We start from the raw sequence: 10910 nt of genomic DNA, 5'->3' as shown, positions 1-10910 counted from the left end.
CTTGTGGAACTGGCTCTTGTGGAACTGGCTCTTGCGGAATTGGTTGTTGCGGAATTGGTTGTTGCGGTTCAAATGGATGTTGTGGGTTAATTGGTTTTTGACAAAAATCAGGATCATTAAATTGAATTGTTTTTTGACCGAAATCTGGTTTTTGAACATCTATTGGTTTTTGTTCAAGCGTAGGCTGTTGACCAAAAGACGGTTTAAAAATAAATCTTCCATAAAATTGGAAAAAAGAATTAATAAATCCGCGAACACTAATACTATGTGTGATTCTTGCTACATACATATAAATTTCTCCTAGTATAAATTAACTAATGCAAATTTAATTAAATTTGCAACAAAATTATACAATAGACTTTATAATATATTTTTTACTTACGGTAAATTTATATAAAAATAAATTTACAAAGCAAATAAAATAATTTAAATCAAATTCAATATGAATAAAATTTGAAATAGCTAATTAAACAATTCACTTTAAATATTACAATTCAAACCAAATTAATATTAATTTGATAATCAAATGAATTTTTGTAATCAACAAAAATCATTACTTGATGATAACGAAAATCAAACTGCTCAATATAATTTCTTTGATTTGTTACACAGTCAATAATCTCAACATAATTACCGTCTCTCGTCATATCCGGAATCAATAAATTTGTGCCGTTTAAACTAAAACCAACCTCATCACGTTTTAAATCTTTAAAGTGCAATATATCTTCATCTGTAACATTTCCGAAATCAGCGATAACGTCATTGCCGAACAAATCATTTAAAATATCATTACCCCCACCGCCAAATAAATTATCATGCGCTGAACGACCATAAATTTCGTCATTTCCTTCCTCTAAGTAAATCTTATCATTGTCCGCTCCGGCATATAGCATATCAGCCCCACTATCGCTAACGACAATATCATGCCCTGCTTTGACAAAAATACTCGCATACCCGTTATCTGAATGCAACTTATCATCTAATGTTGTGCCATAAATATAAAAAGATCCGCCGATATCCATAATGCCTTTATTACCTATAAAATAAGCGCTGATATTTGTAATAACCTTATCATCAAAAACCATTTCTAAAAATGGTAAGGATATTATTAGAGAAGTAATAACGAGTTTGGTGAGAAATTGCGTCAAGAAAAGAAATATTTTTTATAACCCCTCGGTCTTTTATTGCCTCTATTCCCCCACTTTAGTAAAAACATAATTAATATAGCCCAGAAAGATAATCATTGTTAGACGTTCCGTTAAACGTTTCGGCATATCCGGCTTTGATAATGTTCATATTGTCACTCATAGTTCACTCCCGATTAAATAAATTTAAACTAATAAAGTAGTTAACAACAATATATACCAATATATAAATTGCGAAAAACACTAATTTCTCATAACTACTTATACTCTATTTCACTTTAACCGTTCAGTAAAATCTATCTTTCTTTTCTTTAGAAGCAAAGAAATACGTAAATTGATTAAAGATAAGCGGTGAGATTCTTTGGAAAATTTGCAAGCTTTTAGTAGAATGTATTGGCATCTCTTCGGTGAGTACTTCCCACCAAATAAATTAAGGAAAACATCATGCAACCTAAAGCAAAATATAGAAAAGACTATCGAGTATCAGATTTTACGATTACAGACATTTTTCTTGATTTTCAACTTGATCCGGACAGGACCTTTGTAACCTCTACATTTGCAGTAGAGCGTAAAACAGTGGGAGCCACTCATCTGCGTTTAGATGGACATAGTTTTGATTTCCTTTCCCTCAAGCTGAATGGCGCTTCTTACTCTAATTTCGAAAAAGATGATGAATCTCTAACTATTGATGTTAGTCATATCACTGAAGATAAATTCGAGTTACAAATTGAAACCGGTTTAAATCCGGCGCAAAACACTTCTCTACAAGGCCTATACCAATCCGGTGACGGCATCTGTACCCAATGTGAAGCAGAGGGCTTCCGCCAAATTACTTATATGTTGGATCGTCCGGACGTACTTGCAAAATATCGTACAAAAATTACTGCTTCTAAAGCGAAATACCCGTTCTTGCTTTCGAATGGTAACCGTATTGCACAAGGCGATTTAGAAGACGGTCGTCATTGGGTGGAATGGGAAGATCCATTCTTTAAACCAAGCTATTTATTTGCATTGGTTGCCGGTGATTTTGATCTGTTACAAGATAAATTCATCACAAAAAGTGGTCGAGAAGTTTCATTAGAGATCTATGTTGATCGTGGCAATTTAGATCGTGCCAGTTGGGCGATGGAAAGTCTAAAACGCTCAATGAAATGGGACGAGGATCGCTTCGGTTTAGAATACGATTTAGATATCTATATGATTGTAGCGGTTGATTTCTTCAATATGGGCGCAATGGAAAACAAAGGCTTAAATGTTTTCAATTCTAAATTCGTGTTGGCAAAACCGGAAACAGCAACTGATACCGATTATTTAGATATTGAAAGCGTGATTGCACACGAATATTTCCATAACTGGACCGGTAATCGCATTACGTGCCGAGATTGGTTCCAATTAAGCCTTAAAGAGGGGTTAACCGTATTCCGTGATCAAGAATTTACTTCGGATTTATGGTCTCGCCCAACAAAACGTATTGAAGACGTACGCTTATTACGAGCAGTGCAATTTGCCGAAGATGCCAGCCCGATGGCACACCCGATTCGCCCGGAAAAAGTAATTGAGATGAATAACTTCTATACCGTTACCATATATGAAAAAGGGGCAGAAGTTATTCGCATGATTCATACATTATTAGGCGAAGAAAAATTCCAAAAAGGGATGCAGCTGTATGTTGCAGAAAATGACGGCTCCGCTGCAACATGTGAAGATTTTGTTTCAGCAATGGAACGTGCTTCAAGCATCGATTTAACTCAGTTCCGCCGTTGGTATAGCCAATCCGGTACGCCTGAACTGAGCGTGAGTGATGAATATGACGAAATGCACCATATCTACCGTTTACACGTTTCACAACATACACCGGCAACAGCGGATCAATTGGAAAAAGTCAACTTACATATTCCGTTAAAAATTGAGTTGTACAGTGAACAAAGCGGAGAACCTATTGCACTTCAATTTGAAGGTACAGAACAACATAACGTCTTAAATGTATTGCAAGAGCATCAAACATTTGAATTCCATAATGTGATGCATAAACCGGTGCCTGCATTGTTGTGTGATTTCTCTGCGCCGGTACGTTTAGATTATAACTATACCAATGAACAATTAATTACATTACTTAAATTCGCACAAAATGATTTTGTACGTTGGGATGCGGCACAAACCTTATTCAATAACGAGCTTCGTACGAATTTGTCTCACCATCAATCCGGTGAAGCCTTAACCTTTTCTGCGAAGTTAACCGAAGCGCTTATCTATGTGCTTGATAATGCAGATAAAGATACTGAATTAACTGCATTAATGCTAACGCTACCGAAAGAAACCGAGTTTGCCGAATTATTCAAGGTGATTGATCCGAACGGTATCGCTATCGTTCGAGAATTTATGCTGAAAGCGATTGCAGAAACATTACGTGATCGCTTACATGAGGTTTATATTCGCCATAAATGCGGAGCCTACCAAGTAGTGGCGGAAGATATGTCTAAACGTGCATTACGTAACGTATGTTTATCTTACTTAGCCTTTACGGATCTCGGCAATTCGCTGACTTATAGTCACTATAAACAAGCAGATAATATGACCGATATGCTCGCAGCGCTTTCCGCTGCAACGAAGGCACAATTGCCGTGCAGAGATCAGTTGTTAGCGGATTTTGAAGAGAAATGGCACCATGATGGCTTAGTGATGGATAAATGGTTTATGCTCCAAGCAACTCGTCCTGATGACAACGTGCTTGAAATCGTGCAAGGCTTATTAAATCACCGCAGTTTTAACTTTAATAACCCGAATAGACTACGTTCTTTAGTCGGAGCGTTTTGTAATCAGACTCCGAAAGCATTCCATGCCATTGATGGTTCCGGCTACCGTTTCCTCGTCGATATTTTAATCAAATTAAATGAAATCAACCCGCAAGTTGCGGCTCGTTTAATTGAGCCTTTGATTAAATTATCACGTTATGACAATCAACGCCAAACCTTGATGAGACGTGGTTTAGAGCGATTAAGAGGCTTAGACAACCTTGCTCGAGATCTTTTTGAGAAGATTGAGAAAGCATTACATTAGTATTATTTGTTCCAATATATGTAATTAGATTAAAATTTATAATAAATGTGATTATATTCTTATTATTTACTAAAAAGAAAGGACATATTTGTTATAAGAGTATTTTCAAATTCTTTTTTTGGGATATAATAACCGAACTTTAAAAAGATGAACACGCGTTCATAAGTGTTCGAAGCTTGAGTTAATTGATGCAGGAGGCGGAGGTTGATTCAAGTGTTTTTAAAGTAACATTACATACATACAATACTTCTAATAAAAGCTTAATTCGACAGAGTTAAGCTTTTTTATTTGTGGGAGCATGCAATAAAAAAACGGTCAGATTCTTTCGCTAGCAAAGTATTTACTAAAAATAGAGAAAATCTGACCGCTTGTGATACGACTATTACTTACCTACTTTAACCTATCCCATATTCTTTCTTCTTGACCGCGCCATAGACGTTGAATGTTGTCGTGATGACGATAGACTAACAAACAACAGACTAATGCAACAGGGAATGTAAATTCCGGTCTAAACCACCAGATATAAAATGGTACAACTAATGCCGTAACCACTGCACTTAATGAAGAAAAACCAAACAGTAAAAACACGATTAACCAGCTACATAAAGCCGCACCAGCAACCAACGCACTAATCGGTAATAGCGCTCCAAATGCGGTTGCTACACCTTTTCCTCCGCGAAACTGAAAAAATATGGGGAAGATATGCCCTAAACAGGCTGCTAAAGCTACAAAGCCGATTTCTGAAGGTTCAAATCCCAGACGAAAAGCACATAGCACCGGTAAACCACCTTTTAAAATATCAAACAGTAAAACCCCTAATGCCGAAATTCTTCCACCGATACGTAATACATTCGTCGCGCCGGGATTATGAGAACCACATTCACGAGGATCTGACAACCCAGCTAAACGACAAAAAATAATGGCGCTAGAAATAGAACCGAATATATAGGCTGCTAAAATTAATAAATAAGCGGAGATACTCATAATTTTTCCTTTAATTTCTAGGGGCTATTTCGCTTGTATGCTATATTTTCACAAATGTTACCATAAACAAATAAGGAAAACTCAAATGGCAGATAAAGTTTTTATTCACGAGCTGACCGCTTTCGCCTCAATCGGCGCATATGATTGGGAACATACCATTAAACAACGTTTAATATTTAATATTGAAATGGAATGGGACTTTAAATTAGCGGCCGCAACGGATGACGTGCAATATTGTTTAAATTATGCGGAAGTTTCGGAAAAGGTATTACAGTTTGTTGAATCCAAACCTTTTAAATTAGTCGAAACGGTTGCGCATCAAGTTGCCGATCTCTTACAGCAAACCTATGGCATTCAAGCACTAAGAATTGAACTACATAAACCTAAAGCGGTTGCACAAGCAAGTAGCGTAGGTGTAATCGTAGAACGAGGTCGTAATTCAAGTTAACATTCATATAGACTATGCAAGTTTAATTCTTGCAACCGCTTTCTGGGGCGAGAATTTTGTATTAGGAAAACTACTTAGTAATGTAATAGAACTTACTCTGACTTATCTTCGCTGGTTTCCTGCTTTAATTATCTTGGTTTGCTTATTTTACCGCCCGACATTAACTGCACTTCCTGTACTTAAAACTTCAAAAATACTGATGTGGAATTTAGGAATGTTAGGTGTTGTTATTTCCGGCAACCTTATGCCAAGGCTTAAAATCAACCTCTGCATTAAATGCAAGCCTCTATCTCGCCATTGTGCCTGTGCTAGTTTTGTTCTTAAATTTATTCTTTTTAAAGAGAGAATTAAACCGGTCATTTTTAGCGGAGCGCTATTAAGTTTAATAGGTGTTACTTGGCTACTTAGTCAAGGAGATTTGACTCGCCTAACACACTTAGAAATTAATCGAGGAGACTTATGTACTATCACTTCTACGGTCAGTTGGACAATTTATTGCTGTATTATCCACTTGCGCCCAAGTGGCATTAACAATACTGCGTTCCTGACCGCACTAGTCGGTTTAGCTATACTTACCTTAACACCTTTCTTTCTCTATGAGTTTTGGTAAACATCTGCAAAAACCTACAAAATTTGACCGCTTATCAATGGTTAGGCGTTGTTTATTTGGTAGTGGGTCCATCGATACTTTCCTACGCATTTTGGAGTTCCGCAAGGGTTGCCGTAATGACTACCCCCTTTATTCGCCGCATTATTCAGCATTTTGCTGTTAAATGAAGCAATCTCTTCATTTCATGTCATTAGTGCGATCTTGATCACAGCCGGCGTGCTTATTTACAGGTATAATAATTCTCCGTCAAACAAAGGAGAATAAGATGACTACTTTATTTGCACTCCAAACACGGCTTGAAAAAGCTGTCTTGGAACAAAACAATCCGATCACAACCGCAATTGCAGATCAATTAAAAGCTCAACAATACCAAGCAAGTTTTTCCAGTACTCAAATCCAACAATGGTGCCAACAATTTGAGCTTTCTACCGTCCAATTAGCATTATATTGCTTATCGCTTGCCGCTTGTTATGCGCTCGTTCCCGTATCTAAATTTTATGTCGGAGCGATTGCTATTGGTGAATCAGGTAATTTTTACTTTGGTGCAAATCAAGAGTTTTCATCAACTTCAATGCAACAGACCATACACGCCGAGCAAAGTGCAGTTTCTCATGCGTGGCTGGCAGGTGAAAAATCTATTCACGATATGGTGGTAAACTACACACCTTGTGGTCACTGCCGTCAATTTATGAATGAATTAAATTCGGCTAAAACGTTAAAAATTCATTTACCTCACAGCCAAAATAATTTATTGCAAATCTATCTACCGGATTCGTTCGGGCCAAAAGATCTAAATATTAAGCAAGTGTTGTTTGATGCTCAGCATCATACTTTTGAGCTTACAGGCGATCCCCTCTCTCAAGCTGCGATTGTCGCAGCACAACAATCTTATGCGCCATACAGCCAAGCGATGAGTGGTATTGCGTTACAAGTTGATGAACAGGTCATTACCGGTCGTTATGCTGAAAATGCTGCATTTAATCCTAGCTTCTTGCCTTTACAAAGTGCGTTAAACTATCGTCGTTTAAATGGCTTACTAGATAAACCGGTTACTCGTATTGTGATGGCAGAAAAACAGGCGATCCTCAGCCATAGACGTATGACCGAAGAGTTATCCCAAACACTACTTCGCTTAGATATCGAATATATTGAGCTGTAGTCCCCGCACAATAAGAAAAAAGTGATGAGCATTTAACTGTTCATCACTTTTTTCATTACTAACCTGCTCGCTAGGTGCTGATACAAGCAGTCTATTTTAGCGATTTTTTTACCAATAACTTATCTCCTACCGCCGTAACATCGCACCAATTACCACAATTAAGGCACCGATATAACTTATCAAGTTCATATCAGGGTTATCAAATGTGTCTGGGAAAAAGTAATGACCGATAAAAGCAAAAAGCATGGTAAAAACCGGAATCATCGTGGTCACGACACTCACCTTAGAAGTATCCCAATGATTTAATGCCTCACCATAAGCGCCATAACCGATTAACGTATTACAACAACAATAAATAAAAGACATCAACGGGAAGCCGCTTAATCGTGTTAATTGATTCGGGGTAGCAAGCGGCGCAAGCAGTAAACTGCAGCCGATATAAATAATCGTCAATACTTGTTGCGAAGTAAGCTTATTTAATAATAATTTTTGCGCAATACCATATAACTCGCCCCACAGCCCAGCCAAATCCCCCAAGCATAGCTATCAAATTGCAAAATCTCGTCAAAATGATCATTAAAAAATGCAACCAAACCAACCACTAACAACACAAACCCGATTTTCTGGAAAAACTTGAGCTTCTCTTTGAAAAATAAAACACCGCATAAAATCATCGTAAAGGGGGCTAATTGCCATAAAACTTGGTTAGTTGTCGGCGATATATAATTCAAAGCATCAGCAAATAACACAAAATTAATGGACAAGCCAATAACACCTAAACATACCCAGCCCCAATCTTTTAAATTCAGTTTTACTACTTTAGGTAAACGACGGGTAACAAACAAAATAAAAGTAATCACAGCCGCTGCAACCACGAAGCGACTCCATACCAATGTTTGTGCATCAACATATTTTAAAACTTGCTGTGCCATCATCGGTAACGATCCCCATGTTGCCGTTGCGAGCAATGCAAGTGAAAATCCGAGTAAAGGTCTTTGCTACATACTTGTTCCTATTATTTTTTGCGTAGTTGATTACGATAAAATAATTTATGGTCAACAGCAGAAAGCATAGCACCGGAAACTACCGTAATCGCCCCAATATAACTTAATCCATTCAAATCTGGCGCCTCAAATAGCTCTGGTGAAATTGTATGGCTTAATGCAGTAAGCATAATAGTCAGGATCGGAATTTGCGTCATCATTAAGCTCACTTTAGATACTTCCCAGCGATTTAATGCTTCGGCATAACAGCCATAAGCAATAACGGTGTTAATGCCACAGAATCCTAACCAGCCCCAAGCAGCTAAATCTAATTTAGCTAATTCTTCCATATGTGCAAAAGGCGTAAAGACTAAGGTACAACCAAAATAAATCAGTAACAGAATTTGTTGCGAGCTAAAATGCGCTAACATTATTTTTTGCGACAAACTATAGCCAATCCAAATCAAACTTGCACAAATACCAAGTAATACACCGTATGCATAACTATTCATTGCAATTAAGTCGGCGAAGCGGTTATTAAAAAACATCACCAAACCGCTAACCACTAACACAAAACCAATTTTTTGATGGATACCGATTGTTTCTTTAAACAATACAACACCCAATGCAATCATCACAAAAGAAGAAAGCGGACTAAGGACTTGGCTGGTTGCAGCCGGAATATAATTTAAGGCGAGATTAAATAGGAAGAAGTTGCAAGACAATCCAATGACCCCAATTAACCACAGCCTGTGATATCGGCGAAAGAAAGCGGTCAAATTAGGTAATTTTTTTGCAAAAGCGAGTATGGCGAAAACACCGAGTGTTGCGACTAAAAATCTAAACCAAACAATCATTTGAGAATCAAGCGATTTTAGTACTTGTTTAATCGCAAGAGGCAGCATTCCCCACATCAGAATGGCTGTCAAAGAAAATAAGAAGCCAAGTAAGGGTTGTTGTTTCACGGATTTTTTAATGAGATTGGAAAAAAGTAAGAAAAACCCCACAAAAGTGGGGTTTTATTTCAGTTCTTTATTGAAATGAATTACTCAGCGACGATGCTTACGTATTTACGATTTTTCTCGCCTTTCACTTCAAATTTAACTTTACCATCAGCAGTTGCGAATAAAGTGTGGTCTTTACCCATACCAACGTTGCTACCAGCGTGGAATTTAGTACCACGCTGACGAACGATGATGCTACCTGCTAATACAGATTCGCCACCAAAACGTTTAACACCAAGGCGTTTAGCTTCAGAATCACGACCGTTACGAGTTGAACCACCAGCTTTTTTAGTTGCCATCTACTTGATCTCCTCTGAAATTATGCTTGAATCCCAGTGATTTTCACTTCTGTGAACCACTGACGATGACCTTGTTGTTTACGGCTGTGTTTACGACGACGGAACTTAACGATTTTAACTTTATCGCCACGACCTTGTGCTACAACTTCAGCCACTACTTTTGCGCCAGCAACTACCGGTGCACCAATCTTAACATCTTCACCGTTAACGACCATTAACACTGAGTCAAATTCAACTTTCTCACCAGTTGCAATTTCAAGTTTCTCTAAACGAACTACTTGACCTTCGCTTACTCTGTGTTGTTTGCCGCCACTTTGGAAAACTGCGTACATATTTACTCCGCTAATTTGTGCCAATCGCTTCTGCTTAGGCACTCTTAAATTCATATAAAATAGGTGGTCAATTCTACGCAAAAACTATGCAAAGAGCAAGAACGATTTTCAGAAAAATTGAAAAATTTCTGCGTTATTTTCCCTTACACCCTATTTTCGGCATTAAAGAAAGCAACAAGCAACATTTTTGTCTATTATTAACCCAAAAAACTACACATTTTTTCGTTTAACTCTGTGAAATTCTCGAAAAAATCGTAGCTTTTACCATCTTGATTTTTAGATAACGCCATCATAACAAAAAAGCGGCCAAATTCTGCAACTTTTTTGCAAAAAATGACCACTTCACTTTTTTATAGGCTAAAAGCCTTATTTGTTGAGGTTTCAACGTTTATTATCTAATGCAAATGCGCCTGCACCAACAAACACTAATAAGAAGAATACCACTGAATATAACAGCGCTAATTCACCTTGGTTCACTAACGGAAGGGCAATATTCTCTGCACTTGCGTGCATAAAGAAATATGCATATGCCATCATACCTGAAAGTAAAAAGGCAACTGGACGAGTGAATAAGCCTAAAAGTAATAAAATACCACCACCAATTTCTAAAATACCGCCAATACCGTACATTGACATTAATGGTACTGCACCATTACCACCTGTCATCGATACCGGAAATTCAAAGAATTTCGCCGTACCGTGTAGTAAGAACATATAGGCTGCAACAATGCGTAATAATGCTAATGCGTATGGAGTAAATTTTTCTAAGTTTGAGTTCATTTTTTGCTTTCCTTTAAATAATAAGACTGAACAATAGAGATACACATTTTATCTATTGAACAATAGAAGATAAATAACCTTTTTGTTGATAGACTATTTCCAATTTTGA

Annotated in this window: 10 protein-coding genes and 2 pseudogenes; 4 read left to right on the top strand and 8 right to left on the bottom strand. The window is 37.4% G+C overall.

All coding sequences use genetic code 11. The features are described from left to right. Positions 1-289: pseudogene (locus C228_RS14410) on the bottom strand (hypothetical protein); the annotation flags it as partial. Positions 290-494: 205 nt separating this feature from the next. Next, positions 495-1085, bottom strand: coding sequence for a calcium-binding protein (locus C228_RS0101040; protein ID WP_155877770.1), 591 nt, complete (start codon positions 1083-1085; stop codon positions 495-497). Positions 1086-1589: 504 nt separating this feature from the next. Here C228_RS0101040 and pepN point away from each other — a divergent pair. Beyond that, on the top strand, positions 1590-4202 hold the full coding sequence (gene pepN / locus C228_RS0101035) for an aminopeptidase N (RefSeq protein WP_018650872.1): 2613 nt from the start codon (positions 1590-1592) through the stop codon (positions 4200-4202). A 390-nt stretch (positions 4203-4592) separates the two neighbouring features. Here the strand turns inward: pepN and plsY are convergent, their stop codons facing one another. Next, on the bottom strand, positions 4593-5186 hold the full coding sequence (gene plsY, locus C228_RS0101030) for a glycerol-3-phosphate 1-O-acyltransferase PlsY (RefSeq protein WP_018650871.1): 594 nt from the start codon (positions 5184-5186) through the stop codon (positions 4593-4595). An 85-nt stretch (positions 5187-5271) separates the two neighbouring features. Here plsY and folB point away from each other — a divergent pair, with 85 nt between their 5' ends. From folB to cdd, 3 genes are all read left to right on the top strand, one after another. After that, positions 5272-5634, top strand: coding sequence for a dihydroneopterin aldolase (folB, locus tag C228_RS0101025; protein ID WP_018650870.1), 363 nt, complete (start codon positions 5272-5274; stop codon positions 5632-5634). 214 nt (positions 5635-5848) lie between these two features. Continuing rightward, positions 5849-6244 (top strand): hypothetical protein, encoded by a 396-nt coding sequence (locus tag C228_RS14715; RefSeq protein WP_245552736.1) that lies wholly within the window; start codon positions 5849-5851, stop codon positions 6242-6244. A 265-nt stretch (positions 6245-6509) separates the two neighbouring features. After that, on the top strand, positions 6510-7403 hold the full coding sequence (cdd, locus tag C228_RS0101015) for a cytidine deaminase (RefSeq protein WP_018650869.1): 894 nt from the start codon (positions 6510-6512) through the stop codon (positions 7401-7403). Between the two features lie 91 nt (positions 7404-7494). Here cdd and C228_RS13095 read toward each other — a convergent pair. From C228_RS13095 to C228_RS0100990, 5 genes and pseudogenes are all read right to left on the bottom strand, one after another. Then, positions 7495-8371, bottom strand: a pseudogene (locus C228_RS13095) (DMT family transporter). 47 nt (positions 8372-8418) lie between these two features. Further along, positions 8419-9351: a DMT family transporter gene (locus C228_RS0101005; protein WP_169334409.1), complete on the bottom strand. Its 933-nt coding sequence runs from the start codon at positions 9349-9351 to the stop codon at positions 8419-8421. 80 nt (positions 9352-9431) lie between these two features. Next, positions 9432-9689: a 50S ribosomal protein L27 gene (gene rpmA, locus C228_RS0101000; protein WP_005621788.1), complete on the bottom strand. Its 258-nt coding sequence runs from the start codon at positions 9687-9689 to the stop codon at positions 9432-9434. Positions 9690-9709: 20 nt separating this feature from the next. Beyond that, positions 9710-10021, bottom strand: a complete 312-nt coding sequence (gene rplU, locus C228_RS0100995; RefSeq protein ID WP_005618624.1) for a 50S ribosomal protein L21 — start codon at positions 10019-10021, stop codon at positions 9710-9712. Positions 10022-10402: 381 nt separating this feature from the next. After that, positions 10403-10801 (bottom strand): DoxX family protein, encoded by a 399-nt coding sequence (locus C228_RS0100990; protein WP_018650867.1) that lies wholly within the window; start codon positions 10799-10801, stop codon positions 10403-10405. Positions 10802-10910 lie beyond the last annotated feature (109 nt).

This window comes from Actinobacillus capsulatus DSM 19761, assembly GCF_000374285.1.
Classification (GTDB): Bacteria; Pseudomonadota; Gammaproteobacteria; order Enterobacterales; family Pasteurellaceae; genus Actinobacillus; species Actinobacillus capsulatus.
Note: the sequence above shows the minus strand (reverse complement) of the source record. Positions and strands in the feature narration are given on the sequence as shown.

What these genes read in the sequence shown, in the direction of transcription:
- plsY (WP_018650871.1), bottom strand. Translation starts at nt 5,186, where the DNA reads ATGAGTATCTCCGCTTATTTATTAATTTTAGCAGCCTATATATTCGGT.
- rplU (WP_005618624.1), bottom strand. Translation starts at nt 10,021, where the DNA reads ATGTACGCAGTTTTCCAAAGTGGCGGCAAACAACACAGAGTAAGCGAA.
- C228_RS0101040 (WP_155877770.1), bottom strand. Translation starts at nt 1,085, where the DNA reads ATGGTTTTTGATGATAAGGTTATTACAAATATCAGCGCTTATTTTATA.
- C228_RS0100990 (WP_018650867.1), bottom strand. Translation starts at nt 10,801, where the DNA reads ATGAACTCAAACTTAGAAAAATTTACTCCATACGCATTAGCATTATTA.
- rpmA (WP_005621788.1), bottom strand. Translation starts at nt 9,689, where the DNA reads ATGGCAACTAAAAAAGCTGGTGGTTCAACTCGTAACGGTCGTGATTCT.
- C228_RS14715 (WP_245552736.1), top strand. Translation starts at nt 5,849, where the DNA reads ATGTTAGGTGTTGTTATTTCCGGCAACCTTATGCCAAGGCTTAAAATC.
- pepN (WP_018650872.1), top strand. Translation starts at nt 1,590, where the DNA reads ATGCAACCTAAAGCAAAATATAGAAAAGACTATCGAGTATCAGATTTT.
- cdd (WP_018650869.1), top strand. Translation starts at nt 6,510, where the DNA reads ATGACTACTTTATTTGCACTCCAAACACGGCTTGAAAAAGCTGTCTTG.
- folB (WP_018650870.1), top strand. Translation starts at nt 5,272, where the DNA reads ATGGCAGATAAAGTTTTTATTCACGAGCTGACCGCTTTCGCCTCAATC.